We start from the raw sequence: 24,253 nt of genomic DNA, 5'->3' as shown, positions 1-24,253 counted from the left end.
TTGACCTCGACGCCGCCTAACACTCGGAAAGGAGTTTCGGGGGCGGCGATGATTTCCAGTAACGCGGATTCTGTGCGCGACGTGCCGGTGGAGTCGTTGTCGGCGGACCAGGCGCGACATGAATGGGCGCTTCTGGCCGAAGAGGTCGCGCAGGCGAACCGAGCCTACCACTCCGAGGATGCGCCGGAGATTTCCGATGCCGCCTATGACGCGCTCAAGCGCAGATTGGCGGCGATCGAGGTGCGTTTTCCGACGCTCGCGGCCGAAGGCAGTCCCACGCGTCAGGTGGGTGCGGCACCATCCGAAACCTTTGCCAAGGTCCGGCATGCAGTCCGCATGCTCAGCCTCGAAAATGCTTTCGAGGATGAAGAAGTGCGGGAGTTTGATGATCGGATACGCAAGTATCTGAACCTCGCGCAGGATGCCGCTCTGGTCTACACGGCTGAGCCGAAGATCGACGGTCTCTCGCTTTCGCTGCGGTATGAAGGTGGAACTTTGGTGCAGGCCGCCACCCGCGGAGATGGCGAAACGGGCGAGAATGTCACCGCCAATGCGCGCACGATAGATGACATCCCTCAATCGCTTGTCGGAGCCCCGGATGTGCTGGAGGTGCGCGGCGAGGTTTACATGGGCCATGACGACTTCGCTGCCTTGAATGAGCGCCAGGCCGCAGCAGGAGACAAGACCTTTGCGAACCCGCGAAACGCAGCCGCCGGAAGCTTGCGTCAACTCGATCCAGCGATCACGGCGGCACGGCCTCTGCGGTTCTTTGCCTACGCCTGGGGCGAGCTCAGCGCGCCGCTTTCCTCAACCCAGATCGGCGCCGTGGATAGGCTTGCGGCCTTGGGATTCCAGACCAACCCGCTGACCAGGACCTGCGACGGTCCCGATGCGCTTCTCTCCACCTACCGGGAAATCGAGGCTCAGCGCGCGACGCTTGGCTATGATATCGACGGCGTCGTCTACAAGGTGAACGACCTATCATACCAGTCGCGTCTGGGCTTTCGGTCGACGACCCCCCGCTGGGCCATTGCCCACAAGTTTCCGGCCGAGCTTGCCTGGACACGGCTTGAAGCCATCGACATCCAGGTCGGCCGGACAGGCGCGCTTAGCCCCGTGGCCCGACTTCTGCCGGTCACCGTGGGCGGCGTCGTCGTTTCAAACGCCACGCTTCACAACGAGGATTACATTGCAGGGCGCGATTCCCGTGGCGCCGAGATCCGCGACGGCAAGGACATCCGCGTTGGAGACTGGGTTCAGGTCTATCGCGCGGGTGACGTCATCCCCAAGATCGCCGATGTCGACCTGGGCAAGCGCCCAAGCGATGCGAATCCCTATGTGTTCCCAACCAGATGCCCCGAGTGCGGGTCCGATGCCGTCCGGGAGGAAGGCGACTCCGTGCGTCGCTGCACTGGCGGCATGATCTGTCCCGCGCAGGCCGTTGAAAAACTGAAGCATTTCGTGTCCCGCGGGGCCTTTGACATCGAAGGTCTGGGCGCAAAGCAGATCGAGATGTTCTTCAGTGACGCGGCGCTTCCTGTTCGCGAGCCCGCCGATATCTTTACCCTGAGGCAGCGGGATGCGCGGAATCTGACGAAGTTGAAGAACCGCGAGGGGTTCGGTGAAAGGTCCGCAAAGAAACTGTTCGATGCCATTGATGAAAAACGGAAAATCGAACTTCGGCGCATGATATTCGCGCTTGGCGTTCGACACGTAGGTGAAACGGCTGCCGGTCTACTGGCCAATCATTTCGGAACGTGGGCCGCCTTTGAAAGCGCGGTCACGGCCGCCCGTATCGGCGAGGGCGAGGCGTGGGCGGACCTGCTGTCCATCGACGGGGTCGGCGCGGTGATGGCCGCGTCATTGGTGAACGCGTTCAACCAAGACGCGGAGCGTGCTTCGATCGACCGGCTTGTGGATGAGTTGGACATTCTGCCCGCCGAGAAGCGCGGGCCGGTGGAAAGCCCGGTCGCAGGCAAGACGATCGTCTTTACGGGAACGCTTGAAAAGCTGACGCGCGCCGAGGCCAAGGCGCGCGCGGAGGCGCTAGGCGCAAAGGTTTCCGGTTCCGTTTCCGCGCGTACCGATCTTGTCGTCGCGGGACCTGGCGCGGGGTCGAAGGCGAAGGAGGCCGAGCGGTTGGGTGTCGAGATCATCGACGAAGATGCCTGGCTTCGGCTGATCGGCGGATGAGCCGTCCTGCCGTGCTTTTCCCGCTGTTCGCGGGGGTGGAAACCCTGCCGGGGGTCGGCGCCAAGACGGCAGCGAACCTTGTGCAGATCGACATCACGCGCCCGCGCGACATTCTGTTGACCCTTCCCGTCTCGGGCGTTGACCGCGCACTGCGGGATAGCATCGTCGGTGTCACCCCTCCGGCCACCGTGACGGTAGAGGTGTTGGTCGGGTCCCATGTCCCGGCGCGCCGAAAGGGTGGACCGGCCAGGGTCTTCGTGCGCGATGCGAAAACCGAGTTTCAGCTTGTTTTCTTTCACGCCCGTGGAGATTTCCTGTCACGGCATCTGCCTACCGGGCAGCGCCGGGTGATTTCGGGAAAGCTTGAGATTTTCGACGGCTTGGCGCAGATCGTCCATCCCGATCACATCCTGAAACCGGAAGAGGCCGCGGATCTGCCGTCCTTCGAGCCGCTTTATCCTCTAACGGCGGGCGTCACCCAGAAGGTGATGCAAAAGGCGGTGGAAGGTGCGCTGGAACGAATGCCGGAGCTTGAGGAATGGGCGGACGCGCAACTGGTTGCGCGCGAAGGCTGGCCGACCTGGGCCGAGGCCCTGCGCGCGGCGCACCGCCCCGCCGATCTGTTCGGTCTGTCGCCCAACGCGCCAGCCCGCCAGCGGCTGGCCTACGACGAACTTTTCGCCCATCAAGTGACGCTTGCGCTGGCGCGCGGCGCGATCCGTCGGGGGAAAGGGCAGGCAAGCCGGGGTGATGGGCACCTTCGGCAAAGAGTTCTGGCTGCGCTTCCATATCGCCCAACCGCCGCGCAGGACCGCGCGGCAGCCGAGATTGTGGCCGACATGGCCTCTGACCGGCGGATGAACAGACTGTTGCAGGGTGACGTGGGGTCGGGAAAAACACTGGTCGCGTTCCTTGCGCTGTTGAACGCGGTCGAGGCGGGCGGGCAGGGCGTGATGATGGCCCCCACCGAAATCCTCGCCCGTCAGCACCTTGAGGGGCTGCGGCCGCTCGCAGAAAGCGCGGGCGTGCGGCTGGACATCCTGACCGGGCGCGACCGCGGGGCAGAGCGCGCGGCCAAGCTTGCCGACCTGGCCCAAGGGAGGATCGCGATCCTCGTCGGGACGCACGCGGTGTTCCAGAAGGATGTTGATTTCGCGGACCTGCGGCTTGCCATCGTCGACGAACAGCACCGCTTCGGCGTGTCGCAGCGCATGGAACTGGGCGCCAAGGGACATGCGGTGGACGTTCTGGTGATGACCGCCACGCCGATTCCACGCTCGCTGAGCCTTGCCCAGTATGGCGACATGGACGTGTCGGTGCTTGACGAAAAGCCTGCAGGCCGAAAGCCGGTGAAGACGGCCCTTGTTTCGACCAACCGTATGGACGAGGTGGTCGACCATCTGCGCCGCGCCCTGCAGGAAGGTCGGAGGGCGTACTGGGTTTGCCCTTTGGTCGAGGAAAGCGAGATCGTGGACCTGACCGCCGCCGAGGAACGCTTCCGCATGCTGCGCGCAGCCCTGGGCGAGGGATCGGTCGGCCTTGTGCATGGGCAGATGCCGCCCAGCGAAAAGGATGCGGCCATGGCGGACTTCGTCGCGGGACGCACGCGTGTTCTGGTCGCAACAACCGTCATCGAGGTTGGCGTCAATGTCCCCGACGCCTCGATCATGGTTATCGAACGCGCCGAGAGCTTTGGCTTGGCGCAACTTCATCAGTTGCGGGGCCGGGTGGGGCGAGGAACCGCAGCCTCGACCTGCCTGCTGATGTATCAGTCGCCCCTGTCCGATACCGCCGAACGACGCCTGTCGATCCTGCGCGAAACAGAAGACGGGTTTCGCATCGCCGAGGAAGATTTGGCCATGCGGGGGGCAGGGGACCTGATCGGAACCGCGCAGTCCGGCCTGCCGCGCTTCCGCATCGCCGATCTTGAACGGCAGGCGGGATTGATGGCGATCGCGCAAAGCGATGCTCGCCGGCTTCTGGCCGAGGACCCTGGCCTTGCCAGTGCTCGCGGTCAGGCGGTGCGTGTGCTCTTGTGGTTGATGGAGAAGGACCGTGCCATTCGCTTGATCAATGTTGGGTGAGTTGGCACATCGTTCACAAATGTTCTCATTTAGTTCTTTACAAGTGATGAATCATATGAGAACAAATAGGCAACTCAGGTGGAGGTTCCGATGAAATTCGATCTGAAATCCGTGATTGCCCGTTCGTCCGGGACGCTTGTGCAGGATGCAGCAGGGCTGGTGTCTCTGGTCGTCATGCTGATCGTTGGACTGCACCTGCCCGGTCTTCTTTGACCCCGTATCCCTCAACTGCCTCGCAGTTTTCCCGCCCGAAGGTGCCTCCCCCAGGCATCTGACATGCCTGTCATGCGCGGCCAGCTCCCCCAAGCATGCCGCCCAGTCTCGGGGTTTCTTGGAGAACTTGCTGACTGCCGCCGCCGTCGATCGACGCGCGGCGGTTTTTTTTAAGCTGCGGCCTCGGCGCTGGCAAAGGCCTCTGCCGCAGCTTCCAACGCAAGCATTATCGAAGCGTGACGATTCTTGTAATCGCGCGCCGGCAGCAGCACCTCCAGCCCTGCGAAGGGTTCGGACGGGACGGGGCCATTTTCCTTCAGCATTGCGCGCAACTCGTCGCGGGCCCTTTCCACCTCGGCACGCGTGCGGCCAATGATCACGTCGCCGACCACGGCCGCGGCGGCCTGACCCAAGGCGCAAGCCTTCACATCCTGAGCATAGTTGGTGATCTTGCCGTCCTTGACGTCAAGATCGACGGCGACCGTCGATCCGCAAAGCGGAGAGCGGCGGCGCGCGGTGGCGGTGGGATGGTCCAGACGGCCCAGATGAGGAATATCCGCCGCAAGCGCAAGGATGCGTTGCGAATAGAGCTTTATGAGGTCGCTGTCGCTCATGTCTTCCCCCTGGCGCGCCCGTCCCATAGATAGGGGAACGCGTGCTGTTTGCAAAGGTGAGCCATGACCTTCGACCCTACCACATTGCGCTATGATGATCGCGGTCTGATCCCGGCCATAGCGCAGGATCATGCCACCGGTGAAGTCCTGATGATGGCCTGGATGAACGCCGAGGCCGTGGCGCGGACGCTTGAGACAAACCGTGTAACCTATTGGTCGCGTTCGCGTGCGGCTTTCTGGGTCAAGGGTGAAAGTTCCGGCCACGCGCAACGGCTGATCGAGATGCGCATGGACTGCGATCGCGACTGCCTGCTGGTTCTGGTCGACCAGGTCGGCCCGGCCTGCCACACCAACCGACGGTCCTGCTTCTACACCGCCGTTCGCAACGGGTCCGAGGTCGAGATCCTGCAACCGCAGGTCTAGGTTCCGCGCGACCGGCCGCAATTGGCTCATTCAAGGCCCAGGCTGCGCCGGATGTCATCGGGCGTGACGCCATCCTCGCGATACTTGCGGATCGCACGTGCATCGTCACGCTTGGCAAGACGCTTGCCGTTCTCATCCCTTATGAGCCGGTGATGGTGATAGATCGGTGTCGGCAATCCGAAAAGGTGCTGCAGGATCACCTGGATTGCCGTGAATTCGAACAGATCCTCGCCACGGATGACATGCGTGATCGCCTGGTCCGCATCGTCGAACGCCGAGGCCAGGAAGTAGGCCACGATATCCTCGCCCTTGCGGCCCAGGACAACGTCACCGATTGTCCGGCGCGCCTGCTCGGGATCGACGATATGGCTTCCCTCATGCGCGGGGCCGGTTTCGACAAAGCGCAGAACGTGCCCGGACAGCGCCTCAAGGGCCCTTGACAGGTCGAGGCGCAGCGCATCGCCGGGCTTGCGGCTGGCCATCGTGCGCCCACGACAGGTTCCGGGATAGATGTTGTGCACGACGCCCTCCTGCGGGGCGGCAAGGGCCGCGCGGATATCTCCGCGCGTGCAGGAACACGGATACAGCAACCCGCTTTCGCCCAAGGTTTCCAGCCGCGCGTTGTAGATGTCGATCTTGTCCGACTGGCGCAGGATCTCTTCGTCCCAGGTCAGGCCAAGCCAGCTCAGATCCTCTACGATCAGCGCTTCCCATTCAGCCCGGCAACGTTCCATATCGGTATCCTCCATGCGGAGGAGGAACACCCCATTCCGGGCGCGGGCCTCGTCATGGGCCAGAATGGCGGAATAGGCATGGCCAAGGTGAAGCGGCCCGGTTGGCGATGGCGCAAACCGGGTTCGCATCAGCTTTGCGCCTGAAGCCATTGTGAAAATACGTCTTTCGCTCGGTCAGTATAGGCCTTGTAGCGATCCTTGCGTCCCCGGCGTCCGCCCTTCGCGTCAATCGGAGGAAACAGCCCGAAGTTCACGTTCATCGGTTGGAAGGTCTTGGCCTCTGCTCCGCCCGTGATGTGTGTCACAAGCGCGCCCATCGCCGTCTCCGGTCCGGGCGCGGGCAGATCGCGGCCCAGGATCTCTGCCGCTGCCATCCTTCCGGCCAGAAGGCCCATCGCGGCACTTTCGACATAGCCCTCGACCCCGGTGACCTGGCCCGCAAAACGGATATGCGGACGCGATTTGAGGCGCATCCGGTCATCAAGCAGGGTCGGAGAGTTGATGAACGTGTTGCGATGGATGCCGCCCAGCCTTGCAAAGCTGGCATGTTCCAATCCGGGAATCATACGGAAAACATCGATTTGGGCTCCGTACTTCATCTTGGTTTGGAAGCCCACGATGTTGTAGAGCGTGCCAAGGGCATTGTCGCGGCGCAACTGTACCACGGCATAGGGTTTCACGTCAGGCCGGTGGGCATTGGTCAGGCCGACGGGCTTCATCGGACCGAAACGAAGCGTATCGCGCCCGCGCTCCGCCATCACCTCGATCGGCAAGCATCCGTCGAAGTACCCGGCGGTTTCGCCCTCGTGGAACTCGGTCTTGTCCGCGGCCAAGAGAGCGTCGATGAATGCGTCATATTGATCGCGGTCCATTGGACAGTTCATGTAGGCGGTGCGCTCTTCCTCGGTCTCGCCCTTGTCGTAGCGCGACTGCATCCAGGCAACCGACATGTCCACGCTTTCGGCGTAGACGATCGGTGCGATTGCGTCGAAGAAGGCGAGGTGGTCAGCGCCGGTCTCCGCACGGATCGCAGCACCAAGGCTGGCGGAGGTCAAAGGCCCGGTCGCGACGATCCAGTGGCCGCTTGAGGGAAGTTCGGCAACTTCTTCTTCGGACACGGAAATAAGGGGATGTGCACGCAGTTGCGCCGTGACCGTTTCGGCGAAGGGGTCACGATCCACAGCCAAGGCACCACCCGCAGGCAGCCTGTGCGCGGCGGCAGAGGCCATGATCAATCCGCCCGCCGCCCTCATTTCCCAGTGCAGCAGGCCCACCGCGTTGCGTTCGTCATCGTCCGAGCGGAACGAATTGGAACAGACCATTTCCGCAAGAAGGCCTGTCTTGTGGGCGAATGTTCCCACCTTGGGCCGCATTTCATGGATGACGACGCGAACGCCCATGTTAGCCGCCTGCCACGCGGCTTCCGATCCGGCCATGCCGCCGCCGATGATGTGCAATGTTTCTGTCATGGCGCGCGGTTTACGCCAGTTCCGTGCAGACGAAAAGGGGCGGCAGAGCCGCCGCCCCTTCGCGACCGGATTCAGGCGACGGCCGAAGCGACCCGGCGATTGTCGAAAGCGTAGTGGCCAGCGCCGGTCACCGCAAGCATCAGCAGACCGCCGGTGATGGCAAGGTTCTTGTAGAACATGATCATCTGCATCTGGTCCGCTGGCTGGAGATGATAAAGAGCACCGGCCATGATGGTGAAGCCTGCAAGCGCCAGCGCGGCGATGCGGGTCTGGAAGCCCGCGACCAAGGCGGCGGCGCCCGCGATTTCCAGAAGGATCACCGGCCAGGCCAGGATGGCGGGTACGCCGGCTGAGGTCATGTATCCGGTAAAGCCGGCGACGTCGCCCAGTTTGCCGATGCCGGCAACTAGAAACATCGCCGCGATCATGATGCGCGCGGCAAGTATGGCGAAGGCGTTGACAGAGGTCATGGGCGTTTCCTGTTCTAGGTCTTGTCGAACCGAAGTATCTCTTTGCGCATGCGCAGAGAATGGCGATGCGGGAACAGGTTTTGTGCGCTGGCGCAGATTAGAACCATCCCGCCCGAAGCAGTGGATCGAACGGGCGAGGAGAACGAAAGCCGCGCGCCGCAAGCGATTGACGGGCGCCGCGTTCTCCGCCCAAGCTCCACGAGATACCCAGCCGCAGATATCCTTCCGCGGGCGCGGAGTCGGCGCCACTCATGCCGGTGCTTCCTGCGGATGCCGTAAACGCGAAAGGGCTTTCCTTCGGCTGCCAGGTGGCGCCAAATTCCGCCCCCCAAGCGACAGAGTCCAGGCGGTCTTCCTGGATTTCCACCAATTGCACCGCGCCGTACATCGACAAGCTTTCAGACACCGCTCGACTTAGCCACGCCTCCGCACCTACGAAGTCATAGGAGCCCGGCCGGGCGTATCCGGCCCCGCCGCGGATCTCGAGAACGGTCCGATTGCTTAGCGCAAACAGCCCCTCGGCACCCAGGTAGGCGATCGTCGCCTCTCGTCCGTTGACATCGGCAAGAGACGCAAAGAAGCCGTATTTCGAGCGGGTTGAGGGTTGAAGATAAAGGTGGCTGTCGACTTGGCCAAGATAGCCGCCCGCGTAGTCCTGCGCCGACACGTCGAACTGAAGCCCGTGTGCCTGGGTTATCCGGAAATCCCCCGACAGTCGCGCATCAGCCAAGCTGTCAGGGGCTGACGCGGTCATGCCAATGCTCGCCTCTGTTCGCACAAGGCCAAGGCTTGGCTCCGCGCAAGCGGGCAGGGCTATCGCCAGCGCCATGGGAAAGAAAAGTTGGCGCACACTCTTGAACATCTTGAACCCTCTGAACTGGTACAGCGCGGCGTCCTGGCGCTGGCGATGTCCGGGTTATGCCCGAGCTGAGGGTGTTAAGAAAACAATAACCTTTTCAGATGGTTAATTCTGAAATTGGTAAACGCAACTAGGCGACTGGAAAAGGCCCCGATCTGCGGATAGGGGCCTTGGTTCCAATAGGCAGAGATCACTCCTCGGAGGCTTCGATTTCATCATCGCCTTGTTCGGCGATACGCGCGACCGACACCACCTCTTCGCCGGCCCCGGTATCGAACACCTTGACGCCCCCTGCAGAACGAGAGCGGAAGCTGATGCCCTCGACCGGGCAGCGGATCGATTGCCCCGTCGAGGTCGCCAGCATGATCTGGTCGTCGGTCTCGACCGGGAAGCAGGCAACAAGGCGGCCGCCCCGGTTGCCGGTCGAGATCGCCTTGACGCCTTGGCCGCCGCGTCCGCGCACGGGGTAATCGTGCGATGAGGTCAGCTTGCCCGAGCCCGAGGCGGTGATGGTCAGGATCAGGTCCTCGGCTGCCGACATCTCGGCGTAGCGTTCGGGCGTCAGCTGCCCTTCGGCGACATCCTCTTCGTCCTCGTCGACCTCGTCCTCGGTCACTCCCGCCATCAGGCGGCGTTGCTTCAGATAGGCGGCGCGTTCGGCCGGGTCGGCTTCGAAGTGCCGAATGACCGACATCGACACCACCTTGTCAGACGCGCCAAGGCGGATCCCGCGGACGCCCGTGGAGTCCCGCCCCTTGAATACGCGGACCTCTGTTGTCGGGAAGCGGATCGCGCGCCCGCCGGATGTGACCAGCATGACGTCGTCCTGTTCGTCGCAGATGCGCGCGTTCACAAGGCTAACGCCCTCGGGCAGCTTCATCGCGATCTTGCCGTTGCGCATGACGTTGGTGAAATCGGACAGCGCGTTGCGGCGCACGTCGCCTTCGGAGGTGGCGAAGAATATCTGAAGGTTTTCCCATTCCTCCTCGGGCACATCAACGGGCATGAGGGCCGCGATCGAAACGCCCTGATCGATGGGCAGGATGTTCACGATGGCCTTGCCCTTGGCCGTGCGCCCCGCAAGCGGAAGGCGCCAGGTCTTCAGCTTGTAGACCATGCCGTCGGTCGTGAAGAACAGAAGCTGCGTGTGGGTATTGGCCACGAACAGTGTGGTGACCACGTCATCTTCCTTGGTCGCCATGCTGGCCAAGCCCTTGCCACCGCGTCGTTGACTGCGGAAATCGGCAAGGGGCGTGCGCTTGATGTAACCGCCAGAAGTGATGGTGACGACCATGTCCTCCCGCTCGATCAGGTCCTCGTCCTCAAGGTCGCCCGCCCAATCGACGATCTCGGTTCGGCGGGGAACGGCGAAGGCGGTCTTCACCTCGTTCAGCTCGGTCGAGATGATCGCCATGATCCGCTCGCGTGAGGACAGAATGTCGAGGTAATCCTTGATCTTGGCTGCCAGATCCTCAAGCTCGTCCGTGACTTCCTTGACGCCCATCGCGGTCAGGCGCTGCAGGCGCAGGTCAAGGATGGCGCGTGCCTGGGTTTCGGACAGGTTGTAGGTTCCGTCCTCGTTCATCGTGTGGGTCGGATCGTCGATCAGCCGGATGTAGGCGGCAATATCCTCTGCCGGCCAGCGCCGCGTCATCAGGCGTTCGCGCGCCTCGGCGGGGTCGGCAGAGGCGCGGATGGTCGCCACCACTTCGTCCACGTTGGACACCGCGACGGCAAGGCCGCACAGGATGTGGCTGCGTTCGCGTGCCTTGCGAAGCTCGAAGGCCGTGCGCCGGGCTACAACTTCTTCGCGGAAGGTAATGAAATGCGAAAGAAAATCGCGCAGTGACAGCGTTTCAGGGCGACCGCCATTCAGCGCCAGCATGTTGCACCCGAACGAGGTCTGCATCGGCGTGAAGCGGTAAAGCTGGTTCAGAACCACCTCCGGCGTTGCGTCGCGCTTCAGCTCGATGACGACGCGGACGCCGACGCGATCGCTTTCGTCCTGAACGTGGGCGATGCCCTCGATCTTCTTGTCGCGGACCATTTCCGCGATCTTCTCGATCATCGAGGCCTTGTTCACCTGGTAGGGGATCTCATCCAGAACGATGGCGTAACGGTCCTTGCGGATCTCTTCGACGCGCGTCTTTGCTCGGATGATGACGCTGCCGCGGCCCTCCAGATACGCCTTGCGCGCGCCGGACCGGCCCAGGATCACACCCCCGGTCGGGAAGTCGGGGGCCGGAACGATCTCCATCAGTTGTTCCATGGACAGATCGGGGTTCTCGATCAGCGCAAGCGTCGCGTCCACGACCTCGCCCAAGTTATGGGGGGGAATATTCGTGGCCATGCCGACCGCGATGCCACCCGCGCCGTTGACCAGCATGTTGGGGAAGCGGGCGGGAAGGACGGTCGGTTCCTTGTCTTTGCCGTCGTAGTTGTCCTGGAAATCGACGGTATCTTTTTCGATATCCGCCAGAAGCGCAGCGGCGGGTTTGTCCATGCGCACCTCTGTGTAGCGCATGGCCGCCGCGTTGTCGCCGTCCATTGAGCCGAAGTTGCCCTGGCCGTCCAGAAGCGGCAAGGACATCGAGAAATCCTGCGCCATCCGCACCAGCGCGTCATAGATCGCCGCGTCACCGTGCGGATGGTATTTCCCCATCACGTCCCCAACCGGACGCGCGGACTTGCGATAGGGCTTGTCGTGTGCGTTGCCGGTTTCGTGCATCGCGTAAAGGATGCGCCGGTGAACAGGTTTCAGGCCGTCGCGCAGGTCGGGGATCGCACGGCTGACGATCACGCTCATCGCGTAATCCAGATAGGCCGTCTTCATCTCGTCCGCGATGTCGACGGTGGGTCCGTCATACATCATACGACGCGGCAATTCGCCTTCGTTTTCAGGGGTTTCCGGGGTATCGGTCACGGATGCTCGCCCATTTTTGATTGGGGGCCCGATAGGGCCACATGTTGTTGTGCGTGACTATATCCCATCCAATCTGTTGGGTGCAATGGCAGGTGGGCGGAATGTCTGCCCACAGTGCTGCCAAACTCTCAACACATTGTTTTCATTGAAAAGTAGAAGCCTAGTGGCAAGATGTAGCCATGAGGCTATTCAGGAGGGTGCCATGCGGGTGGAAGGACCGGGCGCGGAAGCCGAGCTGATGCTGAAGGGATACGGGCTGACGACGGCCGAACTTTACTACCGGATGCCCGATTTCCGGAGCGTGCTGAACTCATTCATCTGGCAGGAATACGACCTTGCCCCGGATTACCCGGAATTGTTCCGGTTCATCGAGTTCTGGCAGGAAAAGATCGAGGGGCCGCTGCATTCGGTCCGGTTCTGTCATCGCAAGCTGATCGCGCCGGGTGAGTGGCGCAACGTGGTGGGCGAATTCCGCATTCACTAAGATCAGGCTGCGAACCGTTCACGCAACAAGCGCTTCAGGGGCCAGCTTGTGCCATAGATTTCGTGCAAGGGCACAATCGTAAGGCAGGCGGAACTGATCGCGCAGCGCATCTGCCAGATCGGCGGAGTCCCTGAGTTCCGTTACCGTGTCGTCCTTGGTCAGCTTCCTGTCGAACAGGCTGACGCGGCCCGTTTCCGTGACGCGGTTCAGCATCAGGTGATTTGGGAAGGGCGAGGCCGGAAAGCGCGCGCAGAAGAAGTTGGCGGCGATGCGGTCCGGCTCGGTCACGGGGACAGTGTCGAAGCCGTAAAGCGAAAACCAGCCTTGCGTTGTTTCTCGCTCAAGCACCCATTCCTCGGTGGCGGCATCCCTGCGAAGGCGATACTGCCCAAGCCTGTCCGCAACAGGCGTTCCGGTTCCGATCTCGATTGGGGCCTCGGGGGCCGGACCTCCAAAGCCGGTGTCCGCAAGAAACGCGCGATCGCCGAACTGGACGATGTGGGCAAGGTGGGCGCGTGGACCACCCGTTGCCGCGCCCATGCGAACCCGGCCCAGGACCGGGCGCGCTTGATATCCCAAAGCGCCAAGAGCGGCTCCGAAAAGCGCGTTGAGTTCGAGGCAATAGCCGCCGCGCTTGGCCACGACCAGCTTCTGCTGCACGGCCGCAAGAGACAGATCGGGAACGACGCCCAAAAGCGGTTCCGTGTTTTCGAACGCTATCGCGCGCAGTTGCGCGGCCTGAAGGCGCGACAGACCTTCGGGCGAGGGCGCCTCGTCCTTGATGGCGATCCGGTCAAGATAGCGGGGGAGGTTAAGGGGCATGATGGACTCCGCGTGGTTTCGGCACCCGGATGACCCGATTGACCCGGCAGGGGCAATCCGCAATAGTGCAGCCAGCCATCCGTTTTCGCATGCCCCATGCCCGTCTCATCGGACCTTCCCGACTGGAACGATCTGCGCGACCTGCTTCTGGTCCACGAAGCGGGTAGCCTGTCGGCAGCTGCGCGGTTCGCAGGGGTCAGCCAGTCCACGATGTCACGCCGGCTTGCCGCGGTCGAGGCGGGCGGCGCGCGTGCTTTTGCCCGCGACGCCCTGGGCGCGCTTGCGCTGACCGAAAGGGGCGAGGCCATGGTTCTAGCCGCTCGCGTGATGCGTGCGGCCTATGACGATCTGCTGGCCAATCTGGATGCCGTTCCGCGGCCGATCCGAATAGCGGCATGCGAGGTGACGGCACAGTTGTTCGTCGCCGATGCCCTGCCGGAGTGGGCGCGTCAGGGGCGCGATCCGGCGGACCTTGCGATCTATGATGACCTTTTTTCCCTGCCAGCCGCACAGTACGACATCCTTGTCACGCCGGGCGAAAGCCTGCCGGAGGGGGCGCAGGGGCTTGAAATCGGCCGCATCGACTGGGGCCTTTATGCAGCACCGGGGTATCTGGCGGTGCATCCGGTCAGGCCCGGCGCCAACGCGTTGGACGGGCACAAGGTGATCCGCGCTTCCGGTTCGCTGGGCGAGATCGGCGCCTATGCGAAACTCAAGGCCCTTGGCGGTCAGCCGGCCATGACATCCTCCAGCCCTGTCGCGCAACTGGAGGCGTGTGCACGCGGATTGGGGCTTGCGCTGCTTCCCAAGGCGCTGGCGCGCGACGATGGCCGGATCCGCGAGCTTGGCATGCCGGTTGCCGATGCCTCGCCCGTATGGCTGATCGCCGACGCCAAAGAAGCAAGCCACCCGCGCATCGCGACGTTTCTTCGCTGGGCGCGGGGGCATTTCAGGTCGCGCTGAAGGAGACCTTAGCGCCGTTTATGAAGTCACTTCTGGCCTTGCCCGCCCTGCCTCAAACGGCGGAAATCAACTCTGACTGCCAGGCGTCTTTTGCCCGCAGAAGCATCCCGTAAAGGTCGCGTGGCTCATCGGGATCCGCGATCATGTCCAGTTCTTCGAAGAAATAAGTGCCCTTCAAGCGGTCGTGGACGTAGCGCAGCGCGGAAAAGTCCTCGATCGCGAAGCCGACGCTGTCGAACAGGGTGATTTGCCGCGCGTCGGTTCTGCCCTTGGCGGCTCCAGTCATCACCTCCCAAAGCTCGGTCACGGGGTGATCAGGTTCCAGCTGCTGGATTTCGCCTTCGATCCGGGTCTGCGGCGGATATTCGACAAAGATCGACGACCGCAGCAGGATGTCGCGGTGCAGCTCGGTCTTGCCGGGGCAGTCGCCGCCGACCGCGTTGATGTGGACGCCCGCGCCAACAAGGTTGTCGGTCAGGATCGTGGCGTATTGCTTGTCCGCGGTGCAGGTGGTGATGATCTGCGCGCCTTCGACCGCCTCTTCCGGGCTGCGGCATGGGACCGTTGCCAATCCGCTGTTGGCAAGGTTGCGGATGCATTTTTCCGTAGCTGCGGGGTCGGTGTCGTAAAGCCGCACGGTGTCGATGCCGCAGATCGCACCGAAAGCCAGCGCCTGGAACTCGGCCTGCGCGCCGTTTCCGATCATCGCCATCGTCGTCGCGCCCTTTGGCGCAAGGTGTTTGGCTGCAAGCGCCGACATCGCGGCAGTTCGAAGCGCCGTCAGGATCGTCATTTCCGTAAGCAGGATCGGGTAGCCGGTATTGACATCAGCCAATAGGCCAAAGGCCGTAACGGTTTGAAGCCCTTCCTTCATGTTTTTCGGGTGGCCATTGACATACTTGAACCCGTACATCTCGCCATCCGAAGTGGGCATCAGTTCGATCACCCCGACATCCGAGTGAGAGGCCACGCGAGGCGTCTTGTCAAACAGCGGCCAGCGCTTGAAATCCGCCTCGATGTAGTCCGCGATCTCGGTCATCGTGCGCTTGACCCCAAGATGAAGAACAAGCTTCATCATGTTGTCCACGCTGACAAAAGGAACGACATTCAATTTCTTGGTCATCATCCGAAACTCCGGGTGGGCCGGTCGAAGACCTTGCGCCCCATGAGCGACCCCACAAGGTCCACCATCAGCCGTGCGGTCCGTCCGCGTTCGTCAAGGAACGGGTTGAGCTCGACGAGGTCGAGCGAGGTGACAAGTCCGCTTTCGTGCAGAAGCTCCATCACAAGATGCGCCTCGCGGAAGGTGATGCCGCCGGGAACCGTGGTTCCGACGGCAGGGGCGATGCTGGGGTCCAGGAAGTCAACGTCCAGCGACACGTGCAGCAAGCCGTTCTGGGCCTGAACCTTGTCCAGGAACTCGCGCAGCGGCGCCACGATGCCGCGTTCGTCCAGCACGCGCATGTCGCAGATGGTGGCGTCGGTTTCGACTAGGCCCGCGTGTTCTGGCCCGTCAACGGAACGGATGCCGTAAAGGCATATCCGGTCCGGCGGAACGGGGGCGGGGAACGGCGGAAAGGCATCGAACCCGAGCCGCCCCGCGATATAGGCGACGGGTGTTCCATGCAGGTTGCCCGAGGCCGTTGTCATGGGGGTGTGGTAATCCGAATGCGCGTCCAGCCACAGGACGAACAGCGGCCGACCCTCATCGCGCGCGTGGGCTGCTACGCCGGCGACCGATCCCAACGACAACGAATGGTCCCCGCCCATGAAGATAGGGAAACCCTTTGCCATGGCGCGCTTGCCGGTTTCGGCCAACGCCTTGGTCCATCCGACCGTTTCGGCCAGCGAATGGACCGCAGAGTTCAGGCAGGCCGCGGGCCTGAGCTCCGGAAGCGCCACGTCGCCCCAGTCCTCGGCCAGGTTTCCCGTATCCGTGATGGTGCGGGAGATCCCCGCCACACGAAAGGCGGCTGGTCCCATCAGGCATCCTTCGCGCTTCTGCCCGGTGTCGATAGGGGCGCCGATCAGGATACAGGTCTTCTTCATCTGGGTTCTCCGCTCGATTCAGGCTTGCGGTAAAGTGTGTTGTCGGTTTGTGTCAGATTACACCCTTGTTTTTGTCGAAACGAACAAAGGATTGTCCGAAATGGCCGCGCCGAGCACCGATCTGGACGAGGTCGATCAAAGGATCATCGCGGAGCTCAGGCGCGATGGTCGCGCGTCTCTGTCCGATCTGGCCGACCGGCTTGGCATCGCGCGTGCAACGGTGCGCGCCAGGATGGAGCGGCTGCAGGCGCGCGGCGAGATTGTAGGCTTCAGTGTACTCACTCGATCGGACGTGACCGCGCAGCCCGTGCGCGGCCTGATGATGATCGCGATCGAGGGGCGGGGCACCGAACGCATCATCGCGCGGCTTGCCGGCTTGCCGGAGATCACGGCCGTCCATTCCACGAACGGCCGCTGGGACATCATCGCAGAGATCGGCACGCGCACGCTTGAAGAACTGGATGCGGTGCTGATGAAGGTCCGAGGTTACGAGGGGGTGCTGGCCTCCGAAACAAGCCTGCTGTTGTCGACCCGACGGGCAAGCCGGCGGTGATCAGGCGCGCCGCGTGGCCGCCGCAATCCAGATTGCCGCAAGAGCAAACGACAGGATCGCATTCCATCCCGCCATCGAAACGCCCAAAAGGCTCCAGGCGATTTCGTCGCAGCGGATGAGGGGCGCAGCCATGATCTGGTTCAGCAGGTCGTCCGCCGACATGCCGCCGACCGGGCCCGAGGTGCAGGTTGTCGGCCCCTCCCACCATTTGACCTCGACACCGGCGTGATAGACGCCGATTGCGCCTGTGGTGGCCGCGGCGATCGCGCCCAGCCAGGGCAGAAACCGGGAACCGGTAAACAGGATAAGCCCGGCGATGACGATCGCCGCGCCATGTGGCCAGCGCTGCCAAAGACACAGCTTGCACGGAGAATAGCCAAGCGCCTGGAAAACGAAAGCGCCGCCCAGAAGCAGGATCGAGCCAAGACCGGCAAGAAGAACAAGGTTTCGACGTGTCACAGGTATCGCACCACCAGAAAGCCGCCCAGCAGCAGGAAGATGAAGACAGTGAACACCAGCCCGAGCCGCCGTTCGATGAAGTCGCGCACCGGGGCGCCAAATTTCCACAGTAGCCCTGCCACCACGAAGAAGCGCAGCCCTCGCGCCAGGATCGACGTCACGACGAAGGTCGCAAGCGGCATCCCGGTCCAGCCCGACATGATGGTGATAACCTTGTAGGGAAAAGGGGTGACGCCCGCAACGAGGACAGCCCAGAATCCGAAGTCGTTGAAGCGCGAGTTGAATTCCGCCATCGCCTCGGCCTTGCCAAGCGAGGCCAGGATCGGCTGACCAACCTGATCGAAGGCGAAGGCGCCGATGGCGTAGCCAAGAATTCCGCCAAGAACCGATGACACCAGCGCGACCAATGCGACGAGCCACGCGCGCGATGGCCGTGCCAGGATCATCGGAATCATCAGCACGTCGGGCGGGATCGGAAAAACCGAGCTTTCAACGAAGGACACCACCGCCAAGGCCGGAAGGGCGCGGCGGTGATTGGCCAGTCGCATGGTCCAGTCGTAAAGGGGCCGGATCATGGCCAAGCGTCTCCGATCTTGCTGCCAGCTTCGGGGCGGCGGCTTCTTAGGCCATGCGGTCGCCACGACGTCAAGCGGCTTTGCACCCGTGCCGGCGCACGATATCGTGCGGGCGGAGCGATCTGATCCGGAGGGGCGCGATGCGCTGGCGGGGGCGTCGACAAAGCAATAATATCGAGGATCGTCGCCGCATGGGGCGGCGCGGTGGCACGGTTCAGGTTGGTGGACTCGGCCTGGTCGCGATCGTCGTGATTGCGTACTTCCTGGGAGTGGACGTGACCCCGGTCCTGAACGAGGTGTCGCGCCAGCAGGGCGGTGGCGCTGTCCAGGGTAACACACGGTTGACCGAGGCGGACGTGCAGGCTGGCGAGTTCGTGTCGGTCACGCTTGCCGACACCGAGGAAATCTGGGGCCGGATCTTCAGGGTGGAGCTTGGCCGAACCTACGACCCTCCGACCCTGGTTCTGTTCAAGGGGCTGACCCAATCGCCATGCGCCACGGCAAGCGCGGCGACGGGACCGTTCTATTGCCCCGCCGATCGCAAGATCTACCTCGACACCGACTTCTTTGTGACGCTTGGCCGCCAGCTTGGCGCGCAGGGCGACTTCGCGGCGGCCTACGTCATCGCGCATGAGGTCGCTCATCATGTTCAGGACGAACTGGGCATCCTCGGGCAGGCCAACGCGGCGCGACAGAGTGCCGGTCAAACCGCGTCGAACGCGATCTCGGTGAGGATCGAACTTCAGGCCGACTGCCTCTCGGGCATCTGGGCCCGGCATGCCGAATCCGTTCTGGGAACGATAGAGGATGGGGACCTGAGCGAGGCGCTGAACGCGGCGCGCAAGATCGGCGATGACACGCTGCAGCGAAATGCTGGTCGGCAGCCCATGCCGCATACCTTTACCCATGGCACCTCGGACCAACGGGAGCGCTGGTTTGAGCGGGGCTACCAGACCGGGAATGTCGGCGACTGCGACACGTTCGGCGCAACTCGTCTTTGAGCCCGAGCAAACCGCTTGTCATGCGCGTGCCGGCGAGATAGACCGCTGGCCTGAGGCCCGAGTGGCGGAATGGTAGACGCAGCGGATTCAAAATCCGCCGCCGAAAGGCATGTCGGTTCGAGTCCGACCTCGGGTACCACCTCAGAACATGGTTGGGAAAGATTTGGGGCGGTTCATTGTTGGCCCAACTGCCGTGCCGGGACGATCGCAGACCCCCCCGATCCGCAATTCCGGGCCGGCGTCTCTCGGACAAGCGACGCGTGACAGAAACGTCCTGTGCCGCCCGCAGGTTTCCGCACAGTTTCCAATCTTCAGGCGCAGGCGACCTGTCCCCCTGCTGGAAACGATGTGTCGCAGCTTCCGAGCCGACGCCGCGTTTGAATTGCCGCGAAACTGTTTCCGAAATGAGCGCCTTTACCGCCGCGACCAACGCGCTTCTTGGAGTAATTTGTCGTTCAGATAGGGGTAATTGCGGCAAATCAGGCCGTATTTGGCGCGATGTTCGGCGCTTGCGGCTTCCGGATTGTTTCCGAAATTCTCGATCGCGACCGGGCGAAATGACATTATTTTGCCACAATTGCCTTTCCCGCCGCCGAAACGCGCGGCTAGATCAAGTCCGTAGCAGCCGCATCGCATCGGGACGGCTACAGGTGCGGGAAGGATCAAAAAGCCAAAAATGGCGGAGGGACGCGTGATAGTGATGATCGTCTTTTGCTTTCGAAGTGACATGGGGTTTCGGGCTGGCCTGAAGTGCCCATTGCGGAGCAGTTGACATGCCGTTTCTGACAGAGGGATGCGTCATCGCCACGGATCGCGGGGAACTGCCGGCAGAGGCGCTCAGGTTGGATGACCGGGTCATCACGCGTGACAATGGGCTGCAGGCGCTGCGTTGGATCGGCAAGTGTCAGCTCAGCCGTCTGGCAGCAGCCGAGTGCGACCATCTCCGGCCCCTGTTGCTTCGGCGCGGGGGGCTGGACGGCATGCTTCCCGAGAGCGATATGCAGATCAGTCCCAGCCAGAGGGTCTTGGCGCCGCGGGATCGCAGTCTCTTGCATTTTGAGGAACATGAGGCGCTGGTCTCGGCCAAGCACATGGTGGGCCTTCGAACGGCTTCATCCGGCCCGGTAGCCGCGTCCTGCTACATCCACCTTCTGTTCGACCGACACGAACTGATCCTCGCCAACGGGATCTGGACCGAGGCATTCCATCCCGGAGACATCTCCCTCAATGGAATGGGCAACGCCCAGAGGTTTGAGCTTTACGCGCTCTATCCCGAACTGCAGACACTTTTCGGCGAAGGCGTTACCAAGGCCGCACCCGGCCAGGTGATCCCGCTGCCGCAGCGTCACTGAACAACGTTTACCCTGTTCCAGGTGTCGAAGGTTTGGCGCGTTTGGTGCGGCGAGTCGCATTTTTTGTCGGTCTTTGCCAAAAACTTACCTTATTGGCCGGTTAGTCAAAACCAAGTTGGGAAAAGTTGGTTCTGGCCGGTGTTCGATTCGCAAATTGATGGCAAGTGCTTGGTGCCGGACTCTGCGTCCGGGGCGCATCGTGCAGCGGCGCCGGACCTGCCGTCATTTACCGCCGGTACGATGATTCTGACCGATCGGGGCGAACGCGCTGTTGAAACATTGCGCGCTGGCGACCGTGTTCTGACGCGCGACAACGGTTTTCGTCAGCTGATCTGGACCGGGGCCTGCGCCCGGGACTGGGGCGCGTCGAAGCGGGTCTTGTCCCTCCTTCCCATCCAGATCCTCGCAGGTGCGCTTGGCGAGGGACACCCGGCCAAAGATATCGTGGTCGCGCCCGACCAGCGCCTGTTGATTGCAGGTGCCTTTGGGCGCGGGCTTGGTCAGGTCAAGGAGGTTCTGGCAAGAGCTGCGGACCTGGTCGGCTTGCACGGCGTTCGTCGCATGCGTGCAGGCGTGCCCCATTATGTCCAGATCGCACTTGGCCGGCACGATCTCATCTGTGCTAACGGATGTTGGAGTGAAAGCCTGCCCCTGACGCACGCGGTGCTGCGATCCTTGCCCATGTCGGCGCATCGCTCATTAGGGGCGATGCTGAGCGAAGAGGGCGGGGCAAGCGCGGCGGCCCGCCCCGATATCGATCTTGGCCTTCTGCGGGCCTGCGCCGTCGCCTGACGGCGGTCAAGACCGGAACCGCCTGCCGATCACATCCCTTGCCGATTTCGCCATTCTGCCCACTCCTCGGGCGTGTCCAGGTCCGTCGTGGCGTGGCGGGCAGGCAGGGGCAACAGGCGGGCACTTTCCTCTTGAAGGATCTTTTGCCCGCCCCTGTCACCGCTAAGTACCGATAGCGCGGGAAAAAGGCGCAGCGGGAAGACGACCGGATGGCCGGGCGTGTAATCCGATGCCGTCGCACGAAGGACTGAGTCCGGCTCCTGTTCATAGATCGCCGCGACCGTGATCAGATCGGGTGCGGTCAGTTCGGGCATGTCGGCAGGCACCACCATAAGGCCCGAGGCCAAGTGTTTTCCCGCCATCTTCGCTCCGGCGCGCAGCGATGCCGCCATGCCTTCATGCGCGTCCGAAAGCGGCAGCAAGCGTACCTGGAGGCCGCTCAAGGCAGATTTTCGGGGCAGGGCATAAGGCCCGCCATCGGGAAGCGTTACGAATACCAAAGGGCTTGCCGCCAGCGACAGCCGCGCGACCCGCCGCAGAACCGGTTCGTCATCCACCGGTTCCATCAGCTTGTCCGCACCGCGCATCCGGCTGGAACTGCCGGCCGCCGGGATCAGGATCGCGACACTGCTCATTTGGATCTGACCTGCATCAGGAACTCCGGCCACCCGGAAAGACATGATGCGCGGAGTATCCGATCCGCGCATCATTCTGGCAATAGCCGGTCTCTTGACGAAGGCGGGTCGTTACCCGCGCATGCGCGCGCCGTCGGCGTCCCAAAGCGGTCCTGTGATCATGCGCGCCTTGCACCGATCGCCCAGGATCTCGATCTCCACCTCCAGATCGTCGGCGATCAGATCGACCGGGACAAAACCCTGCGCGACGGACTGGCCGGTCCAGTGCGAATAGCCGCCCGAGGTGCAGAAGCCGACGACCGTGTCGCCGATCCAGATCGGCTCATACGCCACGACGTCGGCCTGGTTGGCTTCGACGATGAAGGCGCAAAGCTTGCGCTTGGGACCCGCGGCTTTTTCGGCCATCGCTGGCGCCTTGCCGATCCAGTCGGCCGCCTTGTTCCAGCGGATGAAGCGGTCGATGCCGGTTTCGCCGGGGAAATAGTCCGGGGAAAATTCCCGCGCCCAGGACCCGAACAGCTTGTCGAGGCGCAGGGACATCATGGCGCGCATCCCGAAGGGACGAAGGCCAAGGTCCTGCCCAGCAGCCCACAGCGTGTGCCAAAGCGACCGCTGGCTCATGAAGTCGGTGAAGATCTCATAGCCCAGATCGCCCGTGTAGCTGACTCGCTGCACAAGGCAGTCTGCCATGCCGATGGTCATGCGCTTCGCGTCCATGAACTTGAACGCCTCTCCAGAAACATCCGCGCGTGTCACGCGGGACAGAAGCTCCCGCGCGTTCGGCCCTGCGATCTGGAAGCCCGTGACCCGGTCAGAGACGTTTTCGACGCTGACGCCTTCTTCGAGATTTGTTTCGAACCAGCGCAGGTGCTGGTCTTGCGCGCCGTAGCTGCCCGTGATCTGGAACTCGGTGTCAGAGATGCAGGTGACGGTGAAATCGCCGATGATCTTGCCCTTGGGCGACAGCATCGGGGTCAGGGAAAGGCGGCCCGGCTTCGGGATCGCGCCCGCCATGATGCGGTCGAGCCAGGCGCGCGCGTTCGACCCAGTGACGCGGAACTTGCCGAAGTTCTGGACCTCGTTGATGCCGACGGCCTCGCGCACGGCCATGACTTCCTGACGCGTCGCTTCCCAGGCGTTCGACCGCTTGAAGGACGGTATTTCATAGCGTGGTTCGCCGGGAAGCGCGAAGTAGTTCACGACTTCAAGCCCGTATTGCTGACCCCAGACCGCGCCCATGCCGTCGAAGATGTCGTACATCGGCGTGGTGCGGAAGGGGCGGGCAGCAGGGCGTTCCTCGTTCGGATAGGAGACCGAGAAGCGCATCTGGTAGTTCTCGATCACCTTCGGGACCGTGTAACCGGGCGTCGTCCACTTGCCGAAGCGGGCGACGTCGAAGCCGCGCGGGTCGACCTCGGTTTCGCCGTGGATCATCCATTCGGCAAGGGACTTGCCCATGCCGCCGCCCTGCGAGAAGCCCGCCATGACGGCGCAGGCCGACCAGTAGTTGCGCAGCCCCGGCACGGGTCCGATCAGCGGGTTGCCATCGGGCGCAAAGGTGAAGGGGCCATGGATCACGCGCTTGACGCCCGTTCGCTCCAGAACAGGGAAGCGGCGGTAGGCGAAGTTGACCGAGTCCTCGATCTTGTCGAACTGCTCGTTCAGCAGTTCATGCCCGAAGTTCCACGGCGTGCCGTCGACGCTCCAGGGTTCACAGGGCTTTTCGTAGAAACCGATACAAAGCCCGCGGCCCTCCTGTCGCAGATAGCTCTCGCCGCCCGGATCCATGACGTGTGGGAATTCCTTGCCCGATTTCAGGATGTCCATGATCTCGGGGATGTCGTCGGTCACCAGGTACTGGTGCGCCATCGGCAGAAGCGGCAGGTAGACGCCCGCCATTGCGCCGACCTCGCGCGCCCAAAGGCCGCCGGCGTTGACAACGTGCTCGGCGTGGATCGTGCCCTTTTCTGTGACGACGTCCCAGGTGCCGTCCGCACGCGGGTTGGTTTCAAGCACACGGTTGTGTTCCACGATCTCGGCCCCGCCCATCTTGGCGGCCCGCGCGTATGCGTGCGTGGTGCCCGAGGGGTCAAGATGCCCGTCCAGCGGATCGTAAAGCGCGCCGACGATGCCATCCAGGTTCACCTGGCCGTAGGTGAATTCCTTGATCTCGTCGGGCCCCAGAATCTCGGTGTGCAGGCCCATGTAGCGGTGCTTGGCGCGTTCGGCGACCAGCATTTCGAACCGCGCCTGGTTGTCGGCCAGGGTGATGCCGCCCACGTGGTGCAGGCCGCAGGACATTCCCGTAATTTCTTCCAGCTCCTTGTAAAGCTGGATGGTGTATCCCTGCAGGGCGGCCATGTTGGTGTCGCCGTTCAGCGTGTGAAACCCGCCCGCAGCGTGCCAGGTGGAACCGGACGTGAGCGTCGAGCGCTCGATCAGCATCACGTCTTTCCAACCGTACTTCGTCAGGTGGTAAAGCACCGAGCATCCGACGACGCCGCCGCCGATGACTACGACCTGTGCCTGGGTCTTCATTTTTGCCTCCAGAGGATTTTACGACATATCAAGGCCCGAAAGCGCTGT

24 protein-coding genes and 1 tRNA gene are annotated in these 24,253 nt (G+C 62.8%); 11 read left to right on the top strand and 14 right to left on the bottom strand.

The genetic code is table 11. The features are described 5' to 3' along the window. Positions 1–48 precede the first annotated feature (48 nt). The 3 genes from ligA (at position 49) to OEW28_RS15670 (ending at position 4,490) form a co-directional block, all read left to right on the top strand. Positions 49–2,193, top strand: coding sequence for an NAD-dependent DNA ligase LigA (gene ligA, locus OEW28_RS15680; protein ID WP_263735737.1), 2,145 nt, complete (start codon positions 49–51; stop codon positions 2,191–2,193). Beyond that, positions 2,190–4,277 (top strand): ATP-dependent DNA helicase RecG, encoded by a 2,088-nt coding sequence (gene recG, locus OEW28_RS15675; protein WP_263735736.1) that lies wholly within the window; start codon positions 2,190–2,192, stop codon positions 4,275–4,277. The genes ligA and recG overlap by 4 nt, the downstream gene beginning before the upstream one ends. Before the next feature lie 90 nt (positions 4,278–4,367). After that, positions 4,368–4,490 (top strand): hypothetical protein, encoded by a 123-nt coding sequence (locus OEW28_RS15670; protein ID WP_263735735.1) that lies wholly within the window; start codon positions 4,368–4,370, stop codon positions 4,488–4,490. 170 nt (positions 4,491–4,660) lie between these two features. Here the strand turns inward: OEW28_RS15670 and OEW28_RS15665 are convergent, their stop codons facing one another. Next, the gene (locus OEW28_RS15665) at positions 4,661–5,104 is read right to left on the bottom strand and encodes an iron-sulfur cluster assembly scaffold protein (protein WP_263735734.1); all 444 of its coding nucleotides are present in this window, start codon (positions 5,102–5,104) and stop codon (positions 4,661–4,663) included. Between the two features lie 63 nt (positions 5,105–5,167). On the opposite strand from OEW28_RS15665, the gene hisI reads away from it, so the two are divergent. Next, positions 5,168–5,527 (top strand): phosphoribosyl-AMP cyclohydrolase, encoded by a 360-nt coding sequence (gene hisI / locus OEW28_RS15660; protein WP_263735733.1) that lies wholly within the window; start codon positions 5,168–5,170, stop codon positions 5,525–5,527. A 26-nt stretch (positions 5,528–5,553) separates the two neighbouring features. On the opposite strand, the gene gluQRS is transcribed toward hisI, so the two are convergent. The 5 genes from gluQRS to gyrA form a co-directional block, all read right to left on the bottom strand. Further along, positions 5,554–6,390: a tRNA glutamyl-Q(34) synthetase GluQRS gene (gene gluQRS, locus OEW28_RS15655; RefSeq protein WP_263735732.1), complete on the bottom strand. Its 837-nt coding sequence runs from the start codon at positions 6,388–6,390 to the stop codon at positions 5,554–5,556. Next, entirely contained in the window at positions 6,390–7,730 is a 1,341-nt protein-coding gene (gene trmFO / locus OEW28_RS15650) for a methylenetetrahydrofolate--tRNA-(uracil(54)-C(5))-methyltransferase (FADH(2)-oxidizing) TrmFO (protein WP_263735731.1), read from the bottom strand. Before trmFO ends, gluQRS begins: the two co-directional genes overlap by 1 nt. A 71-nt stretch (positions 7,731–7,801) precedes the next feature. Beyond that, positions 7,802–8,200: a DoxX family protein gene (locus OEW28_RS15645; protein WP_263735730.1), complete on the bottom strand. Its 399-nt coding sequence runs from the start codon at positions 8,198–8,200 to the stop codon at positions 7,802–7,804. A 97-nt stretch (positions 8,201–8,297) separates the two neighbouring features. After that, entirely contained in the window at positions 8,298–8,954 is a 657-nt protein-coding gene (locus OEW28_RS15640; protein WP_263735729.1) for a hypothetical protein, read from the bottom strand. A 295-nt stretch (positions 8,955–9,249) separates the two neighbouring features. After that, complete coding sequence (gene gyrA, locus OEW28_RS15635) at positions 9,250–11,982, bottom strand: DNA gyrase subunit A (protein WP_263735728.1); 2,733 nt, start codon at positions 11,980–11,982, stop codon at positions 9,250–9,252. Positions 11,983–12,184: 202 nt separating this feature from the next. Here gyrA and OEW28_RS15630 point away from each other — a divergent pair, with 202 nt between their 5' ends. After that, positions 12,185–12,466 (top strand): usg protein, encoded by a 282-nt coding sequence (locus tag OEW28_RS15630; RefSeq protein WP_263735727.1) that lies wholly within the window; start codon positions 12,185–12,187, stop codon positions 12,464–12,466. Between the two features lie 18 nt (positions 12,467–12,484). Here the strand turns inward: OEW28_RS15630 and OEW28_RS15625 are convergent, their stop codons facing one another. Next, positions 12,485–13,288, bottom strand: coding sequence for an arylamine N-acetyltransferase family protein (locus OEW28_RS15625; protein WP_263735726.1), 804 nt, complete (start codon positions 13,286–13,288; stop codon positions 12,485–12,487). Between the two features lie 96 nt (positions 13,289–13,384). On the opposite strand from OEW28_RS15625, the gene OEW28_RS15620 reads away from it, so the two are divergent. Next, the gene (locus OEW28_RS15620; RefSeq protein WP_263735725.1) at positions 13,385–14,251 is read left to right on the top strand and encodes a LysR family transcriptional regulator; all 867 of its coding nucleotides are present in this window, start codon (positions 13,385–13,387) and stop codon (positions 14,249–14,251) included. Positions 14,252–14,303: 52 nt separating this feature from the next. On the opposite strand, the gene OEW28_RS15615 is transcribed toward OEW28_RS15620, so the two are convergent. Together OEW28_RS15615 and rocF are read right to left on the bottom strand one after the other, a co-directional pair. Next, positions 14,304–15,374, bottom strand: a complete 1,071-nt coding sequence (locus OEW28_RS15615) for an ornithine cyclodeaminase (protein ID WP_263735724.1) — start codon at positions 15,372–15,374, stop codon at positions 14,304–14,306. Continuing rightward, a complete protein-coding gene (gene rocF / locus OEW28_RS15610) occupies positions 15,374–16,300 on the bottom strand; it encodes an arginase (RefSeq protein ID WP_263735723.1) in 927 nt (308 codons plus the stop codon). The genes OEW28_RS15615 and rocF overlap by 1 nt, the downstream gene beginning before the upstream one ends. 100 nt (positions 16,301–16,400) lie before the next feature. Here rocF and OEW28_RS15605 point away from each other — a divergent pair, with 100 nt between their 5' ends. Next, a complete protein-coding gene (locus tag OEW28_RS15605) occupies positions 16,401–16,853 on the top strand; it encodes an Lrp/AsnC family transcriptional regulator (protein WP_263735722.1) in 453 nt (150 codons plus the stop codon). On the opposite strand, the gene OEW28_RS15600 is transcribed toward OEW28_RS15605, so the two are convergent. Together OEW28_RS15600 and OEW28_RS15595 are read right to left on the bottom strand one after the other, a co-directional pair. After that, positions 16,854–17,312: a disulfide bond formation protein B gene (locus OEW28_RS15600; protein ID WP_263735721.1), complete on the bottom strand. Its 459-nt coding sequence runs from the start codon at positions 17,310–17,312 to the stop codon at positions 16,854–16,856. Next, complete coding sequence (locus OEW28_RS15595; protein ID WP_263735720.1) at positions 17,309–17,887, bottom strand: YqaA family protein; 579 nt, start codon at positions 17,885–17,887, stop codon at positions 17,309–17,311. Before OEW28_RS15595 ends, OEW28_RS15600 begins: the two co-directional genes overlap by 4 nt. 140 nt (positions 17,888–18,027) lie before the next feature. Here OEW28_RS15595 and ypfJ point away from each other — a divergent pair, with 140 nt between their 5' ends. After that, on the top strand, positions 18,028–18,888 hold the full coding sequence (gene ypfJ, locus OEW28_RS15590) for a KPN_02809 family neutral zinc metallopeptidase (RefSeq protein WP_263735719.1): 861 nt from the start codon (positions 18,028–18,030) through the stop codon (positions 18,886–18,888). A 55-nt stretch (positions 18,889–18,943) separates the two neighbouring features. Continuing rightward, positions 18,944–19,027, top strand: a tRNA-Leu gene (locus OEW28_RS15585). Positions 19,028–19,302: 275 nt separating this feature from the next. On the opposite strand, the gene OEW28_RS15580 is transcribed toward OEW28_RS15585, so the two are convergent. Further along, on the bottom strand, positions 19,303–19,617 hold the full coding sequence (locus OEW28_RS15580; protein ID WP_263735718.1) for a hypothetical protein: 315 nt from the start codon (positions 19,615–19,617) through the stop codon (positions 19,303–19,305). 44 nt (positions 19,618–19,661) lie between these two features. Here OEW28_RS15580 and OEW28_RS15575 point away from each other — a divergent pair, with 44 nt between their 5' ends. Further along, a complete protein-coding gene (locus OEW28_RS15575; RefSeq protein ID WP_263735717.1) occupies positions 19,662–20,240 on the top strand; it encodes a Hint domain-containing protein in 579 nt (192 codons plus the stop codon). A gap of 21 nt (positions 20,241–20,261) precedes the next feature. Beyond that, positions 20,262–21,032 (top strand): Hint domain-containing protein, encoded by a 771-nt coding sequence (locus tag OEW28_RS15570; protein ID WP_263735716.1) that lies wholly within the window; start codon positions 20,262–20,264, stop codon positions 21,030–21,032. A 29-nt stretch (positions 21,033–21,061) separates the two neighbouring features. Here the strand turns inward: OEW28_RS15570 and OEW28_RS15565 are convergent, their stop codons facing one another. Beyond that, positions 21,062–21,667 (bottom strand): nucleotidyltransferase family protein, encoded by a 606-nt coding sequence (locus tag OEW28_RS15565; RefSeq protein WP_263735715.1) that lies wholly within the window; start codon positions 21,665–21,667, stop codon positions 21,062–21,064. 111 nt (positions 21,668–21,778) lie between these two features. After that, positions 21,779–24,205 carry a GcvT family protein gene (locus OEW28_RS15560; RefSeq protein WP_263735714.1) on the bottom strand — a complete coding sequence of 809 codons (2,427 nt, stop codon included), beginning with the start codon at positions 24,203–24,205 and terminating at the stop codon, positions 21,779–21,781. Between the last annotated feature and the right edge of the window lie 48 nt (positions 24,206–24,253).

It is taken from the genome of Albidovulum marisflavi, assembly GCF_025751435.1.
In the GTDB taxonomy this organism is placed as follows: domain Bacteria; phylum Pseudomonadota; class Alphaproteobacteria; order Rhodobacterales; family Rhodobacteraceae; genus Albidovulum; species Albidovulum marisflavi.
The sequence above is the reverse complement of the archived record's forward strand: the minus strand, read 5'-3'. Positions and strand labels throughout refer to the sequence as shown.